This is a genomic window from Microbacterium sp. P2_F9 (genome assembly GCF_056403635.1).
Window position 1 is genome coordinate 1 of sequence record NZ_JBFUFC010000040.1, and the last position, 24,378, is coordinate 24,378.

General features: G+C 69.1%; 22 protein-coding genes and 1 pseudogene. 13 read left to right on the plus strand and 10 right to left on the minus strand.

The window, feature by feature from the left end; genetic code table 11:
* Window positions 1-21: 21 nt before the first annotated feature.
* Window positions 22-1,500, plus strand: coding sequence for an amidohydrolase family protein (locus AC1DVT_RS06485; RefSeq protein ID WP_477387514.1), 1,479 nt, complete (start codon window positions 22-24; stop codon window positions 1,498-1,500).
* 93 nt (window positions 1,501-1,593) lie between these two features.
* Entirely contained in the window at window positions 1,594-3,408 is a 1,815-nt protein-coding gene (locus tag AC1DVT_RS06490; RefSeq protein ID WP_477387516.1) for a glycoside hydrolase family 3 protein, read from the plus strand.
* Between the two features lie 73 nt (window positions 3,409-3,481).
* Here AC1DVT_RS06490 and AC1DVT_RS06495 read toward each other — a convergent pair whose 3' ends face one another.
* Together AC1DVT_RS06495 and helR are read right to left on the minus strand one after the other, a co-directional pair.
* Window positions 3,482-4,285, minus strand: coding sequence for an alpha/beta fold hydrolase (locus AC1DVT_RS06495; RefSeq protein WP_477387518.1), 804 nt, complete (start codon window positions 4,283-4,285; stop codon window positions 3,482-3,484).
* 50 nt (window positions 4,286-4,335) lie between these two features.
* On the minus strand, window positions 4,336-6,486 hold the full coding sequence (gene helR, locus AC1DVT_RS06500; RefSeq protein ID WP_477387520.1) for an RNA polymerase recycling motor ATPase HelR: 2,151 nt from the start codon (window positions 6,484-6,486) through the stop codon (window positions 4,336-4,338).
* Window positions 6,487-7,003: 517 nt separating this feature from the next.
* Between helR and AC1DVT_RS06505 the strand changes: the two genes are divergently transcribed.
* Window positions 7,004-8,422, plus strand: coding sequence for an HNH endonuclease signature motif containing protein (locus AC1DVT_RS06505; protein ID WP_477387521.1), 1,419 nt, complete (start codon window positions 7,004-7,006; stop codon window positions 8,420-8,422).
* Between the two features lie 162 nt (window positions 8,423-8,584).
* On the opposite strand, the gene AC1DVT_RS06510 is transcribed toward AC1DVT_RS06505, so the two are convergent.
* Together AC1DVT_RS06510 and AC1DVT_RS06515 are read right to left on the minus strand one after the other, a co-directional pair.
* Window positions 8,585-9,352, minus strand: coding sequence for an ABC transporter permease (locus AC1DVT_RS06510; protein ID WP_477387523.1), 768 nt, complete (start codon window positions 9,350-9,352; stop codon window positions 8,585-8,587).
* Between the two features lie 65 nt (window positions 9,353-9,417).
* Window positions 9,418-10,938 (minus strand): glycosyltransferase family 39 protein, encoded by a 1,521-nt coding sequence (locus tag AC1DVT_RS06515; protein ID WP_477387525.1) that lies wholly within the window; start codon window positions 10,936-10,938, stop codon window positions 9,418-9,420.
* Between the two features lie 212 nt (window positions 10,939-11,150).
* On the opposite strand from AC1DVT_RS06515, the gene AC1DVT_RS06520 reads away from it, so the two are divergent.
* Window positions 11,151-11,483, plus strand: coding sequence for a hypothetical protein (locus AC1DVT_RS06520; RefSeq protein WP_477387527.1), 333 nt, complete (start codon window positions 11,151-11,153; stop codon window positions 11,481-11,483).
* A 79-nt stretch (window positions 11,484-11,562) separates the two neighbouring features.
* Here AC1DVT_RS06520 and AC1DVT_RS06525 read toward each other — a convergent pair whose 3' ends face one another.
* Window positions 11,563-12,156: a TetR/AcrR family transcriptional regulator C-terminal domain-containing protein gene (locus AC1DVT_RS06525; protein ID WP_477387529.1), complete on the minus strand. Its 594-nt coding sequence runs from the start codon at window positions 12,154-12,156 to the stop codon at window positions 11,563-11,565.
* 140 nt (window positions 12,157-12,296) lie between these two features.
* On the opposite strand from AC1DVT_RS06525, the gene AC1DVT_RS06530 reads away from it, so the two are divergent.
* Together AC1DVT_RS06530 and AC1DVT_RS06535 are read left to right on the plus strand one after the other, a co-directional pair.
* On the plus strand, window positions 12,297-13,214 hold the full coding sequence (locus tag AC1DVT_RS06530) for a zinc-binding dehydrogenase (protein WP_477387531.1): 918 nt from the start codon (window positions 12,297-12,299) through the stop codon (window positions 13,212-13,214).
* On the plus strand, window positions 13,211-13,444 hold the full coding sequence (locus AC1DVT_RS06535; protein WP_477387533.1) for a hypothetical protein: 234 nt from the start codon (window positions 13,211-13,213) through the stop codon (window positions 13,442-13,444). The genes AC1DVT_RS06530 and AC1DVT_RS06535 overlap by 4 nt, the downstream gene beginning before the upstream one ends.
* 41 nt (window positions 13,445-13,485) lie before the next feature.
* On the opposite strand, the gene AC1DVT_RS06540 is transcribed toward AC1DVT_RS06535, so the two are convergent.
* Entirely contained in the window at window positions 13,486-13,869 is a 384-nt protein-coding gene (locus tag AC1DVT_RS06540; RefSeq protein ID WP_477387535.1) for a cupin domain-containing protein, read from the minus strand.
* 100 nt (window positions 13,870-13,969) lie between these two features.
* Here AC1DVT_RS06540 and AC1DVT_RS06545 point away from each other — a divergent pair, with 100 nt between their 5' ends.
* Window positions 13,970-14,560, plus strand: a complete 591-nt coding sequence (locus tag AC1DVT_RS06545) for a TetR/AcrR family transcriptional regulator (RefSeq protein ID WP_477387537.1) — start codon at window positions 13,970-13,972, stop codon at window positions 14,558-14,560.
* 31 nt (window positions 14,561-14,591) lie between these two features.
* On the opposite strand, the gene AC1DVT_RS06550 is transcribed toward AC1DVT_RS06545, so the two are convergent.
* Window positions 14,592-15,071 (minus strand): winged helix-turn-helix transcriptional regulator, encoded by a 480-nt coding sequence (locus AC1DVT_RS06550; RefSeq protein ID WP_477387539.1) that lies wholly within the window; start codon window positions 15,069-15,071, stop codon window positions 14,592-14,594.
* A 64-nt stretch (window positions 15,072-15,135) separates the two neighbouring features.
* Between AC1DVT_RS06550 and AC1DVT_RS06555 the strand changes: the two genes are divergently transcribed.
* Together AC1DVT_RS06555 and AC1DVT_RS06560 are read left to right on the plus strand one after the other, a co-directional pair.
* Window positions 15,136-16,380, plus strand: coding sequence for an MFS transporter (locus AC1DVT_RS06555; RefSeq protein ID WP_477387541.1), 1,245 nt, complete (start codon window positions 15,136-15,138; stop codon window positions 16,378-16,380).
* 92 nt (window positions 16,381-16,472) lie between these two features.
* Complete coding sequence (locus tag AC1DVT_RS06560; RefSeq protein ID WP_477387543.1) at window positions 16,473-18,443, plus strand: APC family permease; 1,971 nt, start codon at window positions 16,473-16,475, stop codon at window positions 18,441-18,443.
* A 12-nt stretch (window positions 18,444-18,455) separates the two neighbouring features.
* Here the strand turns inward: AC1DVT_RS06560 and AC1DVT_RS06565 are convergent, their stop codons facing one another.
* Genes AC1DVT_RS06565 through AC1DVT_RS06575 form a run of 3 tightly spaced genes read right to left on the minus strand, consistent with a single transcriptional unit; the run spans window position 18,456 to window position 20,414 of the window.
* Window positions 18,456-18,920, minus strand: coding sequence for an SRPBCC domain-containing protein (locus tag AC1DVT_RS06565; RefSeq protein WP_477387545.1), 465 nt, complete (start codon window positions 18,918-18,920; stop codon window positions 18,456-18,458).
* Between the two features lie 10 nt (window positions 18,921-18,930).
* Window positions 18,931-19,596 carry a GAP family protein gene (locus tag AC1DVT_RS06570; protein WP_457100342.1) on the minus strand — a complete coding sequence of 222 codons (666 nt, stop codon included), beginning with the start codon at window positions 19,594-19,596 and terminating at the stop codon, window positions 18,931-18,933.
* A 59-nt stretch (window positions 19,597-19,655) separates the two neighbouring features.
* Window positions 19,656-20,414 carry a GntR family transcriptional regulator gene (locus AC1DVT_RS06575; RefSeq protein WP_477387547.1) on the minus strand — a complete coding sequence of 253 codons (759 nt, stop codon included), beginning with the start codon at window positions 20,412-20,414 and terminating at the stop codon, window positions 19,656-19,658.
* 159 nt (window positions 20,415-20,573) lie between these two features.
* Between AC1DVT_RS06575 and AC1DVT_RS06580 the strand changes: the two genes are divergently transcribed.
* The 4 genes and pseudogenes from AC1DVT_RS06580 to AC1DVT_RS06595 all read left to right on the plus strand — a co-directional run.
* A complete protein-coding gene (locus AC1DVT_RS06580; protein WP_477387549.1) occupies window positions 20,574-21,713 on the plus strand; it encodes an enolase C-terminal domain-like protein in 1,140 nt (379 codons plus the stop codon).
* Between the two features lie 93 nt (window positions 21,714-21,806).
* On the plus strand, window positions 21,807-23,090 hold the full coding sequence (locus tag AC1DVT_RS06585) for an ABC transporter substrate-binding protein (protein WP_457100345.1): 1,284 nt from the start codon (window positions 21,807-21,809) through the stop codon (window positions 23,088-23,090).
* 135 nt (window positions 23,091-23,225) lie between these two features.
* Window positions 23,226-24,125 (plus strand): carbohydrate ABC transporter permease, encoded by a 900-nt coding sequence (locus AC1DVT_RS06590; RefSeq protein WP_477387551.1) that lies wholly within the window; start codon window positions 23,226-23,228, stop codon window positions 24,123-24,125.
* Window positions 24,122-24,378 (plus strand): annotated as a pseudogene (locus AC1DVT_RS06595) (hypothetical protein); the annotation flags it as partial. The gene AC1DVT_RS06590 and the pseudogene AC1DVT_RS06595, both read left to right, overlap by 4 nt.

Below are 24,378 nucleotides of genomic sequence, written 5' to 3' on the forward strand. Positions count from 1 at the left end.
GGTCAGGGGAGAATGGGGCCCATGAGCACGACGATCCTCCGCGGCGGCACGGTCATCGATCCCGGATCTCGAAGCGCGGCGGTGGCCGACGTGGTGATCCGCGACGGCCGCGTCGCGGAGGTCGCGACCCTGCCGGTGCTCGCATCGGACGCGACGGTGATCGATGTCAGCGGGATGGTCGTCGGACCGGGCTTCGTCGACCTGCACAGCCACGTCCACTCGATCGCGGGCCAGCGGCTGCAGGCGTTCGATGGAGTGACGACCAACCTCGATCTCGAGGCCGGGCTCATGCCCATCGAGCGGGCCTATGCCGACGCCGCGGCAGACGGGCGTGTGCTCAACTACGGGTTCTCGGCATCCTGGACGGCCGCGCGCGGTGCGGTGCTCGCGGGTGTCGTCCCGGAGGCGAGGTTCCGGGACTCGATGGCCCTCCTCGGCGACCTGGACTGGCAGCGCAGCTCATCGCCGGTCGAGCTGGCCGGCTGGCTCGGGCTGCTCGAGCGCGACCTCGCAGCCGGTGCCCTCGGCATCGGCGTGCTGATGGGGTACGCGCCTCGCTCCGACCCGGCCGAGTACCTCGCCGTCGCGGCCCTGGCCGCGCGTGCCGGCGCGCCGACCTACACCCACGTGCGGGAGCTCGTCGAGATCGACCCATCGACCCCCGTCGACGGGTCCAGCGAGGTCGTGATCGCCGCGGCCGAGACCGGCGCGGCGATGCACCACTGCCACGTGAACAGCACGTCGAAGCGGCACATCGATCGCGTGCTGGCGATGCTGACGGATGCCCAGGCCGCCGGATCCCACGTCACCGTGGAGGCCTACCCCTACGGCATGGGCAGCACGAGCGTCGGCGCCTTCTTCCTCGCTCCCGACCGCCTGCCCGCGGCCGGACTCAGACCCTCGAGCATCATCATGCTCGGCACCGGAGAGCGGATCGCCGACGCGCGGCGCCTCGATGAGCTGCGCAGCCTTGATCCCGGAGCCACCTGCTTCGTCGAGTTCCTCGATGAGCGCGATCCGGCCGATCGCGAGCGTCTGCATCAGGCGCTCGCGTACCCCGACTCGATCGTCGCGAGCGACGCGATGCCGGTGGAGTGGCCCGACGGCCGCGCCGATTCCAGGGAGTGGCCGCTGCCGCCCGGTGCGTCCACCCATCCGCGCACCGCGGGGACCTTCGCGCGAAGCCTGCGCCTCATGGTGCGCGAACACGGGGACTGGGACTGGGTCGAAGCCTTCCGGCGCTGCTCGTATCTTCCCGCCCGCGTGCTCGATGACGTCGCGCCGGCGATGCGGTCGAAGGGACACCTCGCCCCCGGATCGGATGCCGATCTCGTCGTGCTCGATCCCTCTGCGATCACCGACAACGCCTCGGTCGCCGACCCGGTCCGCCCGTCCAGCGGCGTCCGCCACCTGATCGTCGGAGGGTCGTTCGTCATCCGCGACGGTCGGCTGGACACCGAGGCCTACCCTGGCCGCGCGGTCCGCGGCGTACCGCGCTAAAACCGAGCGCCACTCAGGAAAGCGCAAAGACGGGCTGGGTAGACTGCCCCGACGCCGATGGCAGAGACACGCCCGGCAATGCGCAGGAGAGAAATGACCGACATCATGACGACGGATGCCGCGGCATCCGTCGCAACCCGCCCTTGGCTCGACGCAGATGCTCCCGTGGAGGAGCGCGTCGCCCTTCTGCTCGAGGCGATGACCCTCGAAGAGAAGGCAGGGCTGTTCTTCCACACGATGATCACCATCGGCGACCTCGACGAGGCGAACCCCGCGTTCGCGACGCCGTCGGCCCGTGAGTACGTCGACGGCCGCAAGATGACGCACTTCAACCTGCTCGGCGCCGCGCCCCGCGGTCGCGACATCGCGGCCTGGCACAACGCCCTGCAGGAGCTCGCAGCGTCGACGCGACTCGGCATTCCGGTGACGGTCTCGACCGACCCGCGCCACTCCTTCAGCGACAACCCGGGCACCGCGATGATGGCGGGGCCGTTCTCGCAGTGGCCCGAGACCATGGGCCTCGCGGCGATCGGCGACGAGGAGCTCGTCGAGCGGTTCGCCGACATCGCCCGCCAGGAGTACATCGCGGTCGGACTGCGCGTCGCCCTCCACCCGCAGGTCGACCTCGCCACCGAGCCCCGGTGGGCGCGCGCCGTGGCGACCTTCGGTGAGGACGCCGAGCTTTCCGGGCGCCTCGGCGCCGCGTACATCCGCGGCTTCCAGGGATCGTCGTTCGGACCCGGTTCGGTCTCGACGATGACCAAGCACTTCCCCGGCGGCGGCCCGCAGCGTGACGGCGAAGACCCGCACTTCCCGTATGGGCGCGAGCAGGTCTACCCCGGCGGCCAGTTCGAGCTGCACCTGAAGCCCTTCGAGGCGGCGTTCGAGGCCGGCACGCGTCAGGTCATGCCGTACTACGGCATGCCGGTCGGCACCGAGTACGAAGAGGTCGGCTTCGGCTTCAACAAGTCAGTCATCACGGGCTTGCTGCGCGAGCGCTTCGGGTTCGACGGACTCGTCTGCACCGACTGGGGCCTCATCAACGACGCGGAGATCTTCGGCCAGCCGTTCCCGGCGCGTGCCTGGGGCGTCGAGCACCTGACCCCGCGCGAGCGCATGGTGAAGGTCCTCGAGGCGGGCGTCGATCAGTTCGGCGGCGAAGCCTGCCCCGAGCTGCTGCTCGACCTCGTCGCCACCGGCGAGGTCAGCGAAGAGCGCCTGAACGTCTCGGCGGCGCGCATCCTCCGCGAGAAGTTCGAGCTGGGCCTCTTCGACGACCCGTTCGTCGACGAGGACGCCGCCGATGAGATCGTCGGCCGGGCGGACTTCCGGGCGGCCGGTGAGGCCGCCCAGCGTGCGTCGATCACGGTGGTCACGAACCGCCCGCTGCGCTCCGGGTGGGCCGACAGCGATGCCGCGCCCGCGCTTCCGCTCTCCCCGGGGCTGCGGCTCTACGTGGAGGGCATCGACCCCGAGGTCGCGGGGCGCTACGGCACCGTCGTCGACTCGCCGATCGACGCGGATGCCGCGATCCTGCGCCTGGCGGCGCCGTTCGAGCAGCGCGACACGATGTTCGAGAACTTCTTCCACGCGGGCTCGCTCGACTACTCGCACGAGGTCATCGACCACGTGCGCGAGATCGCCGCGGCAGTGCCCACGATCGTCGACGTCCTCGCTGATCGCCCGGCGATCCTTGAGCCGATCGTCGACGCCGCCGCCGGGGTCACGCTGAACTGGGGCGCCAGTGCCGCAGCGCTGCTGGACGTGCTCACCGGTGCGGCCGAGCCGAAGGGGCGGCTGCCGTTCGACCTGCCGCGTTCGATGTCCGCGGTCGCGGCGAACCGTCCGGACGTGCCGTTCGACACCGTCGACCCGCTGTTCCGGTTCGGGCACGGCCTGAGCCTGTAGCGCCGACTGCCGAAAGGGCAGGTTCCCGTTCGCGGGGACCTGCCCTTTCGCGTTGTGGCACCCTTCGACAAGCTCAGGGACCGGGCGACGAGAGGAAGGCGATGGCGGCCTCGCGGAACGCGCGCGAGCCCGGTGCGTTGAAGTGGTGCCGGCCAGGGATCTCGAGGAACTCGCCGTGGGGCGCCGCGGAGGCGAGGCGCTTCGAGGCCTCGAGGATGCCGTCGTCGCTGCCGGTCGCGAACAGCACAGGCTGCTGCGGCGGACGGGCAGGGTCCGGATCCGCGTCGCCGAGGCGCATGCCCTCGGTCAGCGCGATCAGCACGCGCAGGTCGTTGCCCGGCACGCGCTCGGCGAGGGTCACATAGTTCTGGGTGACCGCGTCGTCGATGGGGATGCCGTCCTCCACGTACGCGCGCGCCTCGTCGAGCCGCATCCGGGCGAGCGGCCGCCCGTCGGGGATGCCGCCGAGCACCCCGCGGATCACTCGGTCCGGCGCGTCCACCAGCAGCTGCCACCCCACGCGCCCGCCCATGGAGTAGCCGCTGTAGAGCACCGTGTCCAGCAGATAGGTGTCGAGCACCTCCAGCAGGTCGCCGACGAGCGCGCGCATCGAGTAGTCGCGCGGATCGTGCGGCTTGTCGCTCGCACCGTGTCCGCGCTGGTCCACGCCGAGCACGCGGAAGCCGGCGCGGAGGAGGTCGCGCACCCACCCCGTCTTCACCCAGTTGTCCAGAGTGCTGGACGCGAAACCATGCACGCACAGGACGGTGGGTGCGGCATCCGATCCCCAGGAATACGTGGCGATGCGGTGCCCCTCCGCCGACATGACGAATTGCGGGGACGGCATCTCGGTCAGAGGCAGTGCGGCGGGAACCATGCGCTCCATCCTGCCGTCCCTTCGACAAGCTCAGGGACCGGCGGGCCCGGTCACCCGGCCGTCAGGATGACGAGCTGCTGGGTCGCCCGGGTCATCGCGACATAGCGGTCGACCGCGCCCTCGATGCCGGTCCCGAAGGCGTCCGGCTCGACGAGCACGACCAGATCGAACTCGAGCCCCTTCGACGACTCCGGGGTCAGCGAGCGCACCCGCGACGTCGGTGTGAACGCGGGATGCCCGATGACGCAGGCGACGCCCTCGGCGTGCTCGGCAGCCCAGGCCGCGAGGATCGCATCGAGTTCGGCGAGCGAACCATGCCGGACCGGGACGCCGCTGCTGCGGATCGACGTCGGCACATTCGCATCCGGCAGGGCCGCGCGGATCACCGGTTCGGCCTCGGCCATGACCTCCGCCGGGGTGCGGTAGTTGATGTTCAGCGCAGCGATGCTCGTGCGGGTGAACCCCGCCCTGCCGAGCCGCTCCTCCCAGGACTCGGTGAAGCCGTGTCTGGCCTGCGCGCGGTCACCGACGATCGTGAAGCTTCTGGACGGGCAGCGGGCGAGCAGCATCTGCCACTCGGCATCCGTCAGCTCCTGCGCCTCGTCGACGACGATGTGCGCGAACGGACCGGCGAGCAGGTCGGGGTCGCCGCCCGGAAGGGCGGTGGTGCCGTCGTCGAGGGTGTTCTGGAAGTCCTGCCCTCGGAGCATCGACATGACCGACATCTCGGAGTCGTCGCCGGCGATGAGATGGTCGACGACCCTGCTCATCTCCTCGCGTTCCGCGGCGAGGGTCGCCTCGCGCTGCCGGCGGCGCCGGGATGCCTGGGGGTCGCCGATCCGGCGGATCGCGGCATCCAGGAACGGCAGGTCGGAGACGGTCCAGGTGTGGCCATCACTGCGCTGGAGCACCGCGACCTCGTCTGCGTTCAGCCCGGGCGCGCATCGCTGCAGGAATGCCGGCGACGTCCACAGCTGCGCGACGAGCGCGTTCGGATCGAGGATCGGCCATGCGCGGCCGAAGGTGCGCAGGAGCTCCTCGTTCTGCCCGAGCTCGCGACGGAACATCGCCGTGGGCATGCCCGCGGGGCGCCGGTCGACGAGGATCTCGAGCAGCGTCTCCCACACCTGATCCCGCGCCTCATTGTGCGGCGCTCCGGGCTCCGCGGAGTCGAACGCCTCCGCCCAATCCGCTTCGGTGAGCCACACATCGGTCCACGGTGTCTCGACCATCAGCTCCTGTGTGGGCGGTCGCTCGTAGAGCCGGACCGCGGCCTCGATCGCGTTCACCAGGGTCGCGGACGACTTCAGACGCGCGATTTCCGGATCGGTCTCGGCATCCGCTTCCGCCCCCTCGGCGATCAGGTCGCGCAGCGTGCAGATCTGCACGCTGTCTTCGCCAAGACTCGGGAGGATGTCGTCGACGTACGCCAGGTACGCCTGGTGCGGACCGACGAACAGCACTCCGCCGCCGCCGCGGCCGATGCGCGGGTCGGAGTAGAGCAGGTAGGCGGTGCGGTGCAGCGCCACCACGGTCTTGCCGGTGCCCGGGCCGCCGTCCACGACCAGGGCGCCGTGCGATCCGGCGCGGATGATGGCGTCCTGGTCGGCCTGGATCGTCGAGAGCACATCGCGCATGCGACTTGTCCGGTCGGCGCCGAGGCTCGCGATGAACGCATCGTCGTCGTCGAGCGCCGCGCGCCGTTCGAGTCCCTCCGGAGTGAATGCCTCGTCCCAGTAATCGCTGATCCGGCCGCGCGACCAGCGGTAGCGGCGGCGGCTCACGAGCCCCATCGGGTTGGCATGGGTGGCGCCGAAGAACGGCTCGGCGGCGGGGGATCGCCAGTCCACGAGCAGTCGGATGCCGGTGGCATCGGTGAGACCGAGTCGTCCGATGTAGATGGGCTCCGCGCCGCCTTCTGGGACCATGTGCCCGAGGCACAGGTCGAGACCGAACCGGCGGAGGGTGCTCAGGCGTGCGCTGAGCCGGTGGACCTCGAGGTCACGGTCCAGCGCGGCCTGGCCGCCTCCCGTCGGCGCCTTGCGCACCGCGTCGAGTCGAGCGGACAGGTCGGCGATCGACCGCTCGAGGGTCTCCGCGATCGCCGCGAAACGCTGTTCGTCGCCGGCGATCAGCGCGGGATCGGCCTTGGCGGAGAGCCGGTCGGGAAGGTCGAATGCGCTGGTGGTCAAGGGGGTCATCGGGTGTGCGGCCTCCGTTCTGCGGCGCGCTTACCTCGGGGCGGGCGAGGTACGCGGCCGTTCAGTATGCGTCAACAGGGGGGCCTTGCGGCAAGGCCCCCTCCCGGCGATATTCTGGAAGTGCGGAGGCCGATGCGGCCTCCTTTTTCTGTTCCCCCGTCGGGCCCATACCCGCGGCTGGTCGGTGTCTCTGGGCGGTGCATGGCCTGATTGCCGACGCGGCACGGCATCCCGCTGCTGCGGGCCGGAAGTCATTCGGATCTGGGCTGAATGGTGCCCGATCCACCAGGCGGTCGAGACGGTCACCAGATCGATGATCTGCGCCTTGCGGAGGGCGTGTCGGGGCTGGCTGGGCGAGGCCGCTGAACGGGTCTTGGTAGCGGCGTCCGGCGTCGATACCTCGCGTCGACCGCGTGCGACAGGCTCGCCGCCGAGCCTCGAAAAGTTGTTTGAAAACTTCTTCTGATCAGGCTGATTTCGGGGTCGGAATGTCGGTGGCCCTCAGCAGAATTGGGGTATGAAAGACCTCATCGACCGCCTCGACGCACTCGACGCGATGATCGCTGAGGTCGTATCCGAGGCTCTCACCGATGGGGCTCTGAGGATCGCCAACGAACCCGGGATCGTCGAGCTGCTGTCGACGACGGCGCGTATCGGCCGGCGGCTCGATGCGGTGCTGATCGAGGCGGTCGGCGAGGTCGAGACGCGGTCGTCGTCGGGTGATCGGGACGATCGGATGACGACGCGTTTCGGCTGCCATGACGTCAGCGAGTTGGTGGAGCGCGCCACCCTCGCCTCCCGGTCGACCGTCTCGCGGCTGCGCCGCGCCTCGGGGGCCGTGCGGGGTGAGGTGTCGCTCACCACCGGTGAGCTGCTGGAGCCGGCGCTTCCGGCGATGCGCGCGGCGCTGTGCGACGGGCTTGTCGGGGTCGATGGGGTGGTCGCGGTCGCCGGCCCGCTGCTCTCCGCCGGGTCGCGGATTCCGCGGGAGGAGCTGCTCGCCGCCGACGCGGCACTGGCCGCCGAAGTGCGCGGCGAGGGCCCGGAYGSCGCGCCGCCGATGGGYGCCGACCTCCTGCGGGTGCAGGCGCAGGCSTGGTCGATCGCGCTGGATCAGGATGGCGCCGAACCGCGGGAGCGGATGACCGAGCGCAAGCGCTCGTTCACGCTCGGGTCCCCGACCGACGGGGGCGTGCCGTGCCGGGGGAATCTCATGCCCGAGGTGGCCGCGCAGCTGCAGATGATCTTCGACGCGCACACCAACCCGGCCTATCACGGCGTCCGGTTCACCGAAGACTCCCCCGGCGACGGCGAGCCCGATGACGCGGTGATCCCGCGTGACTTCCGGACGCGGGCGCAGCAGCAGCACGATGCGCTCGCGAGCGCCCTGTCGGTGGCGGCGTCCAGTGGGCTGCTGCCCACGATCGGCGGCGCCGCCCCGACCCTGGTCGTGTCCGTCCGTGAAGAAGACGCCCAACGCGGGGAGGGCTACGCGCACGCCCAAGGCTGCGACCTGCCCCTCGGCATGGCGGCGGCGCTGCATGTCGGCTGCGCCGGCAGCATCCAGCGGATCACCTCCCGCGACGACGGCCGCATCGTACGGATCGGCATCGAGGAGCGCGTGTTCAACCGGCACCAGCGCCGCGCGATCGCCCTCCGCGACGGCGGGTGCATCATCCCCGGCTGCGGCATCCCCGCCGGATGGTGCGAAATCCACCACGTTCTCGAGCACGTCAACGGCGGCCCCACCCACACCGATAACGGGGTGCTGCTCTGCTGGTTCCACCACCGCTTCATCGACTGGCACGGCTGGAAGATCCGAATGAACCACGGCGTCCCCGAAGTACGCGCCCCCAGCTGGTGCGACGCCACCCTCCGATGGCGCCCCGTCACCAGCTCGAAAACCCGACTCCAGGACGCCGTCCTCCGCCACTGATGGCGCCATCAGTAAGTCTCACCGCCGCGTTTCGTCTCGCTTCGCTCGCTCAACGACGGGGAGTGCGAGCTGCTCACTCAACGACCCGGGTTGCGAGTCGCTCGCTCAACGACCCGGAGTACAAGCTGCTCGCTCAACGACCGCGGAACTTCCGTGGCTGTGTCAGGGCTTCCGCGCGGCAGGCTCAGCGCCCTCGGGTCGCGTCACGGCCGCGCCCGTCATCCGCAGCAGCGTCGTCGCTGTGAGTGCACCGGCCGCCAGGATCCCGGCGAGGACCACGAGCTGGAACCTGCCGGCTTCGAAGGGCGACGCGCCCGCGAAGATCGCGCCGACGAACGCACCGGGCAGCACGACGATCCCGGTCGTGCGGGTCTGGTCGATCGAGGGCAGCAGCGAGGTGCGGATCGCACCGCGGGCCAGGTCGCGCGTGGACTCCCATGGCGTCGCGCCGAGCGCGAGCCAGCCTTCGACCTCGTCCCAGTGATCGTGCACGGCAGCGCGGTGGATCCGCTGGGTGAGGATGGCGACGGTCATCGTGTTGCCGATGATGATCCCGCCGATCGCGAGTGCGTAGCGGGGCGAGAGCTCGATAGCCCCGCTGGCGAACGCGACAGTCATGACCACGAGCGGACCGAGGAGCATCGAGAGGGCGAGCGGGTACACGCCCCGCAGCGGCATCCCCGCCCGTCGTGCCGCAGTCCAGATGGCGGCGACGAGCATGACGACCAGCCCGAGCGCCACCCACAGCGGATCCTGGATGATCCCGGTCAGCACGAGGCTCAACGCCGTGAGCTGCAGTGCCGCCCGCGCGACTGCCCACACCCCGGACCATGGACTCGGCACCCRCATGATCACGAGTGCCGTAGTGGCGATGCCCGCGAGCGCGGCGACGGCGATCAGCGTCGTCAGCCACGGCGGAAGGGCGTCCATGGACCCGACCTTAGATCACGCGCCGACCCCAGATCACCGTCGACGCTGTGCCGCGGCATCCGGTGTCAGTCGTCGATGAGGTGATAGACGACTGTGCGGTGGATGCTGTCGACCGACTCCACCTCGTACCCTCGCGCGATCAGGAACGCGACATCGTCGGGAACGGCGGATGTCGCGGGCAGCTCGATCGCCCACACATCGGTGGAGCCGAGCCGGGCGCCGATGTCCCGGTTCGGGTAGACGGCATCCCACAGTCCGCGGCGCTCCACATACGGCGTCTTGAGGGCGACATCATCAAGGCCGGCGAAGTCGGACGGGTACAGATTCAGCGCCAGCCGAGGATCGCGGGAGGGTTTGGTGGACTGGTCGAAGAGCACCACGTCGGCGGGGGCCGCATGGTCGTGCACGAACGCCGCCGCGCCCCGCAGGTCGCTGCCGCCGTCCTTGGCCCACGGCGTGCGCTGGCCGACGTAGATCGGCAGGCAGAGCGCGATCAGCAGCACGACCAGCAGGCCGCCGACCAGCGTCTGGCGCACCGGAGTGAAGAGGGCCATCACCGCCGAGATCCCGAGTGCGATGAGGATCGCAGCCGCGGGCGTGCTGAACGAGAGATACCGCACGTTGTAGAGCGGCGCGACGAACGCGTTGCCGATCAGCACCAGCCCGGTCGGGACCACGAGCCAGAGGAGCGCGAGGATCGTGAGCGCTCCGCGGGCGCCCGCGTGCGTGCGGCGCCGGATCGCCGTCGCGGCGAACCACAGTGCCGCGACCAGGATGAGCGCCCAGGCCAGAATCGCCGTGGGTGCTGCGCCGAACCACTGACTGGTGAGGACGTGGGCGACGGTCGCGTAGTCGCGGTGCTCGAGGAAGCGGATCTGTTTGCGCTGGAGGTAGGCGACCAGCACGATCGGGACGGCGAGTGCAAGCGCCCGGGCGGCCGCGAGCGCCCAGCCCCGAACGTGCACCCTCGAACGCCGGTGCAGCAGTGCGACGTACCCGCCGTGCACGATCAGCAGCAGCCCGAGGTAGAGGAACAGGTAGATGCCTGCGGCGATCGCCGCGGTGTAGGCCCACCACCACCGCGAGCCGCTGCCTTCTCGGAGCGCACGCACGAGCAGCACCGTCAGCCACACCGCCGCCGCGGCGGCGAAGGCGTACGAGCGGGCCTCCGTCGCCAGATAGGTCGAGCGGGGGAGCACGATGCAGACGACGCCGGCGAGGATCGCGAGCCGCCGCCCCGCGAACTGGCGCGCGAGCACCACTGTGCCTGCGACCATCAGCCCGACGGCGATCGCGCTCGGCAGTCGCGTCGCGAGCTCGGAGGTGCCGAACAGCGACACCCACACGTGCAGCAGGGCGTAGTAGACGCCGTGCACCGCATCGACCTTGGACAGTTCGGTCACCAGGCCGTCGAGCGGACGGGACGCCGACATGACGCTGGCCGCCTCGTCGCCCCAGTAGGAGGGGATCCACGATCCGGTGAAGCCGACGACCACTCCGATGGCCCCCAGGGTCAGCGCCGGATCTGCTTTCCGCATGCGGGATCGCGTGGTGGTGGGAGTGCGCGGGAGGTGAAGTTCCAGCATCCGTCCTCCTCCCCTCGGCCGAAGTCCTGACCTCACGATGACCCCGAAAGTTATGAGCCTCCTGGAGGAGACACGTCGGGGGATGAGAAGAAGTTCAGGAAACCCGATTACTTCAACGAGGGCGTCGGCCTCGGCCTCACCGGCACAGCGGGCTTCCCGCGGCTGAAGGCCKGCGCTACTGTCTTGGTGTCCGCGGCGAGAGGGAGGATTTCATGGTCGAGATCACGGACGAGTACATGCGCAGCATGCTGCCGACGACCAAGCCATACACCCTGGTGGTGCTGCGCCGAGGCCCACAGTACGACGCGGAGTCACCGATCGTGTGGGAGCACGGGCGTCGCAACTTCGCCCTGCGCGCCGAGGGGCACCTCGCGATCGTGTGCCCGGTGCGCGACGGCACCGACACGTGCGGCGTCGGGATCTTCGACCTCACTGGGGACGAGACCCGCGAGGTGATGAACGGCGACCCCGGCGTGCGGGCCGGGATCTTCGTCTACGACACGCATCCGACGCGCGGCTTCCCCGGCGACTCGCTGCCCGTGTAGGAGCGACCAGCACGCCACTGCTCACGGCGCGGCGACCCTCCACGGCGCCACGGGTGTCGGCCGCGGCATCCGGAACCTGTCAGCCGATGATGAGTCGGATGCCGTCGGCGAAGAGATCGTCGGCGGTCCGGCCTTCGCCGTAGTACTCGACGATCGCCTCGATCGACAGCGGGAGGCGGCGCTTCAGCTCCTCCATGTCGGGGGTGCGCCGGCCGTCTGGGATCGTCTGCTCCTCGAGGACGTACCCGAGCGTGAACCGCTCGACGGTCAGCACGAGGAGCCGCGCTCGCTGGAGGGGAATCCGCTCGCCGACGAGTCGCGTCAGCGCGCTCTCGAAGAAGTCCGCTCGACCCAGCGAGCCGACCGCGCTGGAGACGATGCGCGCCCCGTCCCGATGCGAGAGCAGTGCACGGCGGAGCACGGTCGCGGCCTGCTCGAGCCAGGCCTGCCAGGCGCCATCCGTGGGGATGCCCTCGAGCCCGGCGAGCGCTTCGATGACGATGGCGTCCGCCAGAGCATCGAGCACCTCGGCCTTGTTGCGCACGTGCCAGTACAGCGTGGGCGCCTGCACTCCGAGTCGCGCCGCGATGGCTCGCACGGTGACCTTATCGAGGCCGTCGGCGTCGGAGATCGCCATGGCGGCATCGACGACATCCTGGCGTTCCAGGGGCATGGGACCTCCGTGGCAGGATCTCTCGAACGGTGTTAGAGTGCCCTTCTCTAACACTGTTCGAGAAGAGGTGCAGGATGAAAGCGGCAGTCGTTTCCGCGCGGGGCGGGATCCCAGCGTATGCGGACTTCCCGGATCCCGCCGTGGGCCAGGGCCAGATCCTCATCGCGGTCGAGGCGGTGTCGGTCGAGAACGTCGACAAGGCGGTCGTCGACGGCTCGCACTACACGGCGGCCGCGTTCCAGGCCGCGCTTCCTGCCATCCCCTGCTTCGATGGCATCGGCAGACGCGCCGACGGCACGCTTGTCGGCTTCGGCGGCATCGAGCCGCCCTACGGCACGCTCGCGGAGTGGGCGGTCGTCCCCGAGGCCTACGCCGTGCCCATGCCGGAGGGGATCGCGCCCGAGATCGCCGCCACCATGGCCTCCGCGATCAGCGGAATGAGCATGCGCACCGCCGCCGGCCTCCAGCCCGGCGAGTCGGTGCTGATCCAGGGCGCGACCGGCGTCGCGGGTCGCCTCGCCGTGCAGGTCGCGCGGCTGCTTGGCGCCGGGCGCATCATCGCGACCGGCCGAGACGATGCCGCGCTCGAGAGTCTCCGTGAACTGGGCGCCGACGTCGTCCTCAACACGACGGCGAGCGACGAAGAGCTCATCGTCGCCTACCGTGAGATCGCGGATGCCGGGCTCGATGTCGTTGTCGACTACCTGTGGGGCCGCCCCACCGAGCTGCTCGCTCGCGCCCTCGTCCCCGACACATTCGGGTTCCGCCCGCCGGTCCGCCTGGTGCAGGTCGGCGCCGCCGCGGGCACGAGCATGCAGCTGGATGCCGAGAGCCTGCGCACCTCGGGCCTCGAGATCTACGGCGCGGCGAAAGGACTGGCCACCGGGATGGCGGACGCGTACGCGCAGGTCGTGGAGTGGACCCGCAGCGGCGAACTGCGGTTCGACATCACCGTCGTGCCCCTCAGCGAGATCGCCTCCGCCTGGCAGCGCACCGACCTCCGTGGATCGCGGCTCATCGTCGTCCCCGACCGCGTTCTGGAAGGACGTAACGCATGAGCATCCTCGAATCCACGGTGCGTTCGCTGCATGATCTCACGCACCGTATCCCCGGCATCCCACCCCACGGCACGGCCCCGAACGCTCGCCCGCAGGGTGCCATCGATGTGCGGGAAGTTCTGCCCACGGCTGGCTTTGCCCACCGCGAGCCGGCCCATCACGATCCCGCCCGCCGTTGGCTCCTGCCCGGCTGGCAGGCCCGTATCGAACGGACCGTCCGCCCTCGCTGACCTCAGCCTGGGACGTACGTCACGCGGGACTGTCCCCGCGCTCAGGCGTGCACGGCGGCGTCGTCCGCTCCTTCCTTGGCCCAGTCGGTGGCGCCGAACCAGTCGACCAGGACGACGTTCTCGTCGCCGACCACCCAGGCGTCGTGACCCTGCGGCAGGCTCGTGACATCGCCCGGCCCGGCGATGAACTCGGTGCCGTCCGCCATCCGGATCCCCAGTCGGCCCTGCACGTGGTACTGGAAGTGCGCAGCCTCGCACAGGTCGGTGCCGGCGATCGGCTTGACGTCGTTCGACCAGCGCCACCCAGGCTCGAGGACCAGGCGCCCGATGACGGAGTCGCCGACGTTCAGGATGTCGGCGTGTCCGTGCGGGAACTCCCTGACCTCCGATGGCGAGCCGAAGCTCTCGTGCTCCACTGTCTGCATGATTCCTCCTTGAATCAACTGTCTACCTACTAGTAGACAGAGAGATTGTCTACCTATCTGCAGGTAGGCGCAAGGGCAGCGTCGCGACTATCGTGGAGACGTGGCAACGACAGCGACCGTCGACACGGCGACCAGGATCCTCGACGTGGCCGAGGAGCTCGTGCAGACGCGCGGCCTCAACGCCATGAGCTACGGGCACGTGTCGGCCCGGGTAGGCATCACCAACGCCTCGCTGCACTACCACTTCCCAGCGAAAGCGGATCTGACGACCGCCCTGGTCGTGCGCTACTCCGAGCGCTTCTTCGCGGCTCTCGACGAGATCGAGCGGACGAAGCCCGATGTCGGCGACCGCCTGCGCGCCTATGCCCACCTCTACGCGGCGGTGCTCGCCAGTGGGCGGATGTGCCTCTGCGGCATGCTCGCGTCCGACTTCGAGACGCTCTCGCCTACGGTTCAGGATCACGTGTCGGCGTTCTTCGAGCACAGCTACGCCTGGCTCGAGCGCATCATCGACGAGGGAGTGGCCGCAGGGCGACTGCCGGCTCCGGTGTCGTCCCGGGCGACGGCCGAGGCGCTGGTCGCCGGGCTCGAAGGAGCCATGCTGGTCTCCCGCCCGTCCGGCGAGCCGGGCAGGTTCGAGGGGATCGCTGACGCGCTGCTTGCCTCGATCGGCGTTCCGGCGCGCAGCTGAGCCAAACGACAGAAGAGGCCACCCCGGCCGGCTACGCCTTGGCCGGTGCCGCCCAGGTGTCCCCCTGGCCTGGCACGATCGCGACCTCATCCGGCTCGACGATGCGACCGTCCGCCCCGCGGAACGCCAGATCGAGAGCGGCACCGTCGCTCGCATCGACGATCCTCGAGCCGGGCCCGGTGGGGGCGGCGTCGAACCGGTCGTTCCATTCGAGGATGGCCGCGATCACCACCTGCAGGCCGCGACCTGCTTCGGTCAGGTGATAGCTGGACCRCTCACGGCTGCCGGCCTCGCGGTAGGCGCGCTTCTCCAGGATCCCCGACTCGACGAGGGAGGCGAGGCGTGCCGTCAGGATGTCGGTGGGCGCGCCGAGCGACTCGCGGAATTCTGAGAAGCGCGTGCGGCCGCGCAGGGCGTCGCGCACGATCAGCAGCGCCCACTTCTCGCCCACGATGTCGAGCGTGCGCACGACCTGGCAGCGGGGCTCGGGGGTGGTGTGGCGCGGACTCATGGCCCCAGGGTACGTCGATTCGATCTGAATTGGAAAGTCCAAGTTAGATGCGTATGCTGGCGACATGAAACGCCTGAGCGAGCCGCCCACCCTTCGCTCGCGTCCGGGGCGCCGGGCGCTTCTCGCGTCGCGGGGCACGTTCTGGTCGGCCGCCGCCGTGCTGGCGCTGTGCCTGTGGTCGAGCGGCGCGCCGAGCGTCCTCTACCCGCTGTACGCGCAGCGCTKGGCGCTCACTCCCACGGTCACAACGGCGGTCTTCGGCACTTACCCACTCGCGCTGATCGTCACGCTCGTGCTCTTCGGCGGGATTTCGGATGTCGTCGGCCGGCGCCGCGCCATGATGTTCGGGGTGGCCCTGATCGCGGCATCCGCCATCGTGTTCGCCTCCGCGAGCGACGTGGGCTTCCTCTTCATCGGCCGTGTCCTGCAGGGCGCCGGCACCGGACTCGCGCTGAGCGCGGCCAGCGCAGCGCTCGTCGAGCACAACATCTCGAGCAACCCGAGGGTCGCCAGTTCACTCGCGACGGCCTCGACCTCGACGGGCCTCACGCTCGCACTCATCGTCTCGGGGATTCTGGCCCAGCTCACCCCGCTGCCGCTGGTCTGGAGCTATCTCGTGCTGCTCGGCCTCGGCCTCGTCGTGCTCGCCGCACTCTGGGCGACACCGGACGACCGGCCGAGTGACGCCGCCCCGTGGCGCCCCCAGCCTCTTCGGGTTCCCGCCGGCATCCGTCGAGTGTTCGTCATCGCCACCATCTCCGTGTCGATCGCCTACTGCGTCGGAGCGATCTTCCTCTCGCTCGGCGCGCTGATGGTGCGCCAGTTCGCGCACACCACCGACATGATCGTCATCGGCGGGCTCCTGGGCGTGTCATCGCTCGCGATCGGCGTCACCGCGCTCCTGCTCTCACGGGTGCCCGCCCACGTGGCGGTCTGGGTGGGGGCGGGGCTCTCGCTCGTGGGGCTCACGATCATGGCCGCCGTCGCCGCGACCGGGTCGATCGCACTCTTCCTGGTGTGGTGCCTCGTGGGCGGCGTCGCCTACTCCTTCGCGTTCACCGGGGGGCTCGGCTTGATCAACCGCTTCGCGCCGGCTCACCACCGTGGGGCGACGCTGTCGCTGCTCTACCTCTTCGCGTACCTCCTCCAAGCGCTCACCGCGATCGGAGCGGGCGCGCTCGCGACCGCCCTCGGCCTCGGGACTGCAGTGGACATCATGGCGCCCATGCTCGGCGTGCTGTGCGTCGCCGCGCTCGTCCTCGCGACGGTCGACGTCGTGGTCGTGCGTCGCGTCGCCCGGGTCGGCTGAGCGACAGGTCTGAGCGCGCCCCCGCGGAGTGCCATAATCGTGTCTGCCGCTCGGCATTCCATGTCGCGCTCAGGCACCGGAACGGGGCCACGATGTCCGTATCTTCACTCGAGGCACTGCCGCCGGATCTGACCACCACGAGGGGCCAGCGCGCCAAGCGCTGGCTGCTGGATGGGCTCGTCGACGCCAAGGGAACCCATGAGGGCCCGCATGCGCGCGAGACGGGCCGAACGCATTCGTGGTGGCAGGTGATGTGCCTGACCGGTGTCGACTACTTCTCGACGCTCGGGTATCAGCCGGCGATCGCCGCCCTCGCGGCAGGGCTGCTTTCGCCGTTCGCGACGATCGTGCTCATTCTGCTGACCCTGTTCGGGGCGCTGCCGGTGTATCGCCGCGTGGCCCGCGAGAGCTTCAACGGGTCGGGGTCGATCGCGATGCTGGAGCACCTGCTGCCGTGGTGGGCGGGCAAGGTCTTCGTCCTCGTCCTGCTGGGGTTCGCGGCGACGGACTTCATGATCACCATCACGCTGTCGGCTGCGGACGCGACCGCCCACGCGGTCGAGAACCCGTTCGCTCCGGAATGGTTCGATGGCGCCCAGGTGCCCCTCACCCTGTTCCTGGTCGCACTGCTCGGAGCCGTCTTCCTGAAGGGATTCAAGGAGGCGATCGGCATCGCCGTGGTGCTGGTCGGGGTGTTCCTCGCGCTCAACCTCGTGGTGATCGTGGTGGCGCTCGTGCACGTGGGGGAGCATCCGATCGTGGCCGCCGACTGGTGGGGAGCGCTGAACACGCAGTACGGCAGCCCGTGGATGATGATCGGGATCTCGCTGATCGTGTTCCCGAAGCTCGCCCTGGGCCTGTCCGGCTTCGAGACCGGTGTCGCGGTGATGCCGCAGATCAAGGGGAGCGACACCGACACCCCGGCGAACCCCGCGGGACGGATCCGAGGCGCCAATCGGCTGCTGACGACGGCGGCGCTCATCATGAGCTCGTTCCTGATCACTTCCAGCATCGTCACCACCTTCCTCATCCCGCAGGAGGAGTTCCAGCCGGGGGGCAGCGCCAATGGACGAGCTCTTGCGTACCTCGCTCACGAATATCTCGGGGAAGTGTTCGGGACGGTCTACGACATCAGCACGATCTGCATCCTCTGGTTCGCCGGAGCCTCCGCGATGGCGGGACTGCTGAACCTGGTGCCGCGGTACCTTCCCCGCTACGGCATGGCTCCGCACTGGGCGCGTGCGGTGCGTCCGCTGGTGCTCGTCTTCACCGCGATCGCCTTCCTCATCACTATCGTGTTCGACGCGGATGTCGATGCGCAGGGCGGCGCCTACGCGACGGGCGTGCTCGTCCTGATCACGTCGGCGTCGGTTGCGGTCGCTCTGTCGGCGCGCCGCAAGAAGGAGCGGGCACTCACTGTCGGCTTCGCTGTCATCACCCTCGTCTTCCTCTATACGACGGTGCTCAACGTGATCGAGCGGCCTGACGGGATTCGCATCGCAGCCCTGTTCATCGTCGGAATCATGACGATCTCAGCGGTGTCGCGCGTTCAGCGGTCGTTCCAGATCCGCGCGACGACCGTCACTCTCGACGCGACCGCACTGCGATTCGTCGACGAGGATGCCGAGCGTGGTGAGATCCGGATCGTCGCGAACGAGCCCGACGACGGAAGCCTGGCGGAGTACCGCGAGAAGGACGCCGACGAACGCCGTTACTCGCACATCCCCCGCAAGGCGAAGATCATCTTCCTCGAGGTGCATCCGACCGACTCGTCGGAATTCGAAGAGGACCTCGTCGTCGAAGGCGTCGAGAAGCATGGGTACCGCGTGCTCACGGTGCGCAGCGCCAACGTCCCGAACACCCTCGCGGCGGTCCTGCTCGAAATCCGCGACCGCACCGGCGTGATGCCCAGCGCCTACTTCGAATGGACCGAAGGCAACCCGGTCTCCAACATGCTGAAGTTCCTGCTCTTCGGCTCAGGCGAGGTCGCGCCCGTCACCCGTGAGGTGCTCCGCGAGGCGGAGCGCGACGCCAAACGGCGCCCGATCATCCACGTGAGCTGACCGCGGCAGCCCTCAGCGCTCGACGAGCGCGGCGAGCTGGCCGGTGACGGCACCCCACCCCTCGAAGAAGCCGAGCGTTTCGTGGCGGTCGCGCGACGCCTCGTCGGGGTGCCGCACGACCACCCGGTAATCGGTGCCGTCGGGGTGATCCAGCATCCGGATCTCCGCCGTCATCGCGACCGGCGCGGGCGTGGCCGGTCGCCACGTGCTGTCGATCGCATTCGTGAAGACGATGCGCTCGCCCCATTCCGCAGCGAGGAAGCAGGCGTCCATGTGCGGGACGAAGGCGACGCCGTCCTCGCTCATCGAGGTGACGAACGCGCCACCCCCCGTGACCACGAGGTGCTCGACCCGGCACACCAGGGGCGCGGGCAGCCACCACTTTGCGAGGCTCTTCGGGTCGGTCCATGCGGCCCACACGTCGGCGCGCGGGGCGCGGATGACGCGGTCGAAGCTGAGGTCCAGGTCGGTGTTCATTGCTCCTCCTTCAGAGCCTTCCGAGGCCCATCCCGACGATGACGACGCCGATCACTACCCCGATGATGCTCGTGATCGCCTCCCCGTTGCGGATCAGCCAGTCGCGCCCGGACACCAGCTTGGGCTCGGTGCGCTCGGGGGCCGCGATCGTTGCGATGATCGGCACGGCGACGGTGGATGCCGCGATCACGGTGTAGATCGCGAGGGCGATGAGCGCATCGGTCAGTGTGTCCGCGTCGGCCCGCACCGTCAGGCCGGCAGCAACGGCGATGAGCAGGGCCTTGGGGCGGATGTTCAAGACGAGCGCGAGACCGAGGGATGACCACGGACCGAGCGACCCGCTCGACTTCAGCCAGTTCGGAATCGGGGTGGCCGCCCGCTTGCGTGCGCGCCGGAACGAGAAGATCGCCAGGACGATCAGCGCCGCGCCGATGATGATCTCGAGGGCGCCGATGACGGTGTCGGGCCGCCGGGGCGAGCGCGCGGCGGGCACCGCCTGGGCGACGAGCGTGCAGAGCGCCGCCACGACGAAGATCCCCGCGACCCAGCCGATCAGGAAGGGCATGGCCGAGCGCGACCGGTTCGGCGAGAGCAGGATGAACAGCGTCGCGAGGATCGGCACCGCGCTGAGCGCGAGCGCCACCGCGAAGGGGAGCAGGTGGCCGATGGCCTGCATCCGATCCTCCTCTCCCGCTCTCGGCTAGTCTGCCCGATCGCGGCGTCAGTCGCGCGCGGCTAAGGGAGAAGGGGGATCCGCTTCCGTGCGGACTGGACGTGGTCGAGCATGTGGGCCGCCGCCGCGTTCTTCTGGCCCGCGATGATCGCCTCCGCGACACGGGCGTGCTCGGCGATCGTGATCAGGCCGCGCTCCCGCTCCATCGCCACGCGGAGTTCGGTATCGCCAATATCAGACCCCTCCGCCGCGCGGAGGTAGGCGAGACCCACCTGGGTCACGCGATAGACATGCAGCTGGAAGTGGGCGCGGGTGTACGCATCGCTGACGAACGGGCTCCGCGCCATCTGCGCGATCATGTGGTGGAACCGCTCGTCGTGCCGGGAGAGCCCGCCGTACGTCTGGTCGAGGTCGAGGTCGAGGGAGTCTCGTCCACGCTCGATCTCGGCCATCAGCGCGGTGGAGTCGTCGTCGGTCCGCTGCTCCGCGGCGCGCGCCGACATCCAGGGTTCCAAGAGCTCGCGGAACCGGAAGAGGTCGTCGACCTCGTCGGCCGTCAGCAGCTCGGTGGCGCTGTAGCCGCGCAGTGGCTGCTTGACGACCAGAGCGTCAGACTCCAGCCGGGCGAGTGCCTCGCGCACCGGAGTCTGGGAGACGTCGAGTTCGCGTGCGATGGAGTCGATGTTGATGCGCTGCCCGGGCGGAATCGTGTGATCGAGCAGCATGGCTCGAATCGAATCGTAGGTTCCGTCGGAGAGGACAGACCGCGCAGGACGTCTCGACCCGCTCTCCGCGGCGGATGCGGTGCTCGCCATCATCATCTCGATTCACTCTCGCGGGAGCGGCCGATTGACCCCCGGATAGATCGCCCCCAAAAGCGATGCCGTATTTCCCATAGTATTCGGCGGCTCTGAAACGGCGAGGCATCCGGCTTCGGAAGAATTACTTCCTATTTCGCTCGAATCCTATACTATAGGATCGTGCAGATCACCTCGGTCGAAGTTGTCAGAGTTCGCGTCCCGGCGCAGGACCCGCCGTTCTTGTGGCGGGACGGGCTGCCCGGTTCGGATCCGGCAGTCGAAGGCGCATGGCTCGTATTGCGCACCGACGATGGGATCGTCGGGTTGAGCTTCAGCAACCGCGGGGTGATCCTCGAAGACCTGGTCGACCGCCGGCTCCGCGCCGAGCTCATCGGACAGGACCCGCTGGCCCGCGAGTACCTCTGGCACCGGCTCTGGGAGCTGGACCGCATCGAGCGCTTCCCTGTGCACGTCATGGGTGTCGTCGATGTGGCGATCTGGGACATCGGCGCGAAGGCCGCGCACCTCCCGCTGTTCCAGCTGCTCGGCTCCTTCCGCTCCGCCATCCCCGCCTACGCGTCCACCGTCACCTTCGGCTCCATCGAGGAGTACCTGGATGTCGCGGACCAGTGCCTCGAGCTGGGATTCCCCGCGATCAAGCTGCATGCCTGGGGTGACGCTCGCCGCGACGCACGCCTCTCGGAGGCGCTCCGTGAGCACGTCGGCCCTGATATTCCGCTGATGTACGACGGTTCGGCGGGATTCGACCTGCTCGATGCGACGTACCTCGGCCGCGCACTGACCGACGCGGACTACCTCTGGTACGAGGAGCCGATGAAGGAGTTCAACATCGGCGCCTACAAGGCGCTCGGGGAGCGGGTCGGCATTCCCCTCCTCGTCTGCGAGGTGGCCGAAGGCGCGCACATGACCGCCGCGGACTTCATCGCGAGCGGGTGCGCCTCGGCCGTCCGCACGAGCGCCGCCCTGCGCGGTGGCGTGACCGGCGCGATGCGCATCGCCCACCTCGCCGACGCGCACCTGCTGCGTGCCGAGGTGCACGGCGGCGGCGTCGTCGCGCAGCACCTGTGCATGGCCATCAAGAACAACACGTACTACGAGGCGCTCATCGTCTCGAACCCGGTGACCCGGCCGCGCGAAGTCGGGCCGGATGGCCTCGTCCACGCGCCCCTCACACCCGGCGTCGGATGGGAGAGCGTGTGGGAGCTGGACGGCCCCCCGCGCGAGCTTCTGGACATCGATGCGGTCGCCGCTTCGTGGTCCGACACTGTCAGCGAGGAGGCAATTGCCCATAGGATATAGGAAACGGTAGTCCCAGGCATCCGTCCCCACAGTCCCTTCAACGACGAAGGCGCTCGACCTTCGTCGTCCACAGCCCAGCATGAATGGAACGACATGAAGAAACGACTTGCAATCTCGATGGCGCTCATCGCGGCCATCGGTCTGACCGGATGCGCGGCCGGCGATGACGCCCCCGCCGCCGGCGAAACCCCCAAGCTCCTGGTCTGGGTGGACTCCGTCCGCGAGCCCGCCGGCAAGGCCTACCAGGAATCGGTGAAGGGTGACGTCGATGTCACCGTCGAGGTGTTCGACACCGCGGAGCTCCTCACCAAGATCGCCCTGTTCAACACGACCGGAAGCGGCTGGCCCGACGTGGTGTTCGCCGGGGCGCCCAACGATGTGGCCATCCTCGCCGAGCCGAACAACGGCTACGCGGCCAACCTCTCCAAGACCGTCGACAAGTCCGTCTTCGACGACTACAACGGCGCCAACGACTGGTGCCTCATCGACGGCAGCTACTACTGCCTGAAGAACGACCTGGCGCAGACCGTGCTCTGGTACGACAAGCCCGTGTTCGAGGAGCTCGGACTCACCGTGCCCACGACGATGGAGGAGTTCGCCACCGAGGCGATGAAGCTCAAGGGCACCGGGTACGTCGCCGGCGCCATCGGCGACGCGAACTACTACGCCTCCTACCTCTGGCCGAGTGGCTGCCCGATGACTTCCACGGAGGACAGCACCACGGTGCGCATCGATCCCGATGCGGAGGAGTGCACGCGGGTGTCCGAGCTGGTGCAGCCGCTCGTCGATGCGGGAGTCCTCGACATCCGCTCGTCATTCGACGCCGGCTTCCTCGCCGACGTGGCGCAGAAGGGCAAGGTCGCGATGACCTTCGGTCCGTCCTGGTTCGGTGAGTTCGTCCTCCGTCCCGAGAGCTCGTGGGCGATCCCCGCGGGTCACGTCGCCGCGGCGCCGATGCCCAAGTGGGACGGCAACGACAAGGCATACTCGGGCGAATGGGGCGGCGGCGTCTGGATGGCGTCCTCGCACTCGAAGTTCCCGGAGGCAGCGGCCGAGGCCGTCACCTTCCTCGCGACCGACCCCACGATGATGACCGACTCGGTCACGTTCCCGGGCTCGGAGCCGGCGTTCAAGGCATGGTCGGGCCGCGTCAGCGGTGACGAGTACTACGCCGAAGACCCGATCCCCGCGATGGTGCAGCAGGCCACGCTGATCAACCCGGGCGAGAACGCGGTCCGGTACGACATCCAGGGCCAGATCGGCTCGGTGCTGCAGACGGAGATCAACGCCGGTACGCCGCTCGCCGATGCCGTGCGCAAGTTCCAGGAGTCGCTCATCCAGCTCGCACCCGGTGCCGGCTACAAGGTCGTCCAGTAACACGCTGGTCACCGCATCCGCCCCTGCAGGGCCGGCGCCGCAAGGTGCCGGCCCTGCATGGGCAACGTAGAAAGGCTCGGTAACGCAATGGCGCGTTCGCGCATACAACGGAGAGGTGCCCTGGCGGGGGCCCTCATGTTCGCCCCGTATCTCGTCCTGCTCATCGCCTTCGGCATCGTCCCGGTAGTGATGGCGTTCTTCACCGCACTCAAGCCATCGCTCGCCAACCCGGCCGGCGGGTTCCTGAACTACCTCCTCGTGATCCAGGACTTCCGGTTCCTGCCGGCGCTGACGAACGTCGCCACGTTCCTGGTGATCTACGTTCCGCTCATGGTCTTCGCCGTCGCCGCGATGTCGCTGCTGCTCGACGCGATCCGCTCCAAGTGGACAGTCTCGCTGCGCGCCGCGTACATCGTGCCCGCCTCGATCTCCGGCGCCGTCGCGATCCTCGTCTGGTACTTCATGCTCGAGCCGACCTACAGCCCCTACTCCGACCTGCTTGCCGCGCTCGGGATCACCTCGGGCAGCCAGATCTGGAACACCGGCAACCTGGTCTGGATCTTCGTGCTGATGGCGTTCTTCACCGGTGCGGGCAACTGGATCATCGTGCAGTACGGGTCGCTGCAGTCGATCCCGGACGAGATCCTCGAGGCCGCGCGCATCGACGGGGCGAACGCCTTCCAGATCGGCGTGCAGATCAAGCTGCCGCTCATCCGGCGCTACCTCATCTACATGGCGATCCTGACCTTCGCGGCCGGACTCCAGATCTTCGTCGAGCCGTACCTGATCTCTTCCACGGTCTATCCCGGACTCKCCGACAACTGGTCGCTCAACCAGCTGAGCTACTCCTTCGCCTTCCAGTCCGCGAACCTCGGGGCATCCGCCGCGCTGTCGCTCATGCTGCTGGTCGTGTGCATCATCGCGGCGCTCGTCGCCATCTTCCGCACCGACTTCTTCGACGAAGGCCGAACCGCGACCAAGAGACCGAACCGAGCTGAACGGCGTGCCGCCGTGCAGGTGGGGAGCGCGATATGACCATCACCCGCACCATCGTCACGCCCAAGGCCGGCGGCGACCCCGTGGCCAGGCGACGCTCGCCGGCGGTGAACGTCCGTGGACTGCCTGGGCGGATCATCACGTGGCTCCTGCTCATCGCGTTCGCCGTGTTCAGCGTGGTTCCGATGATCTGGCTGATCCTCGCTCCCTCCAAGAGCGCCGACCAGCTGACCTCGATGTCGCCGTTCGCGTTCGGATCCTTTGAGCAGTACGCCATCGCCTGGAACAACCT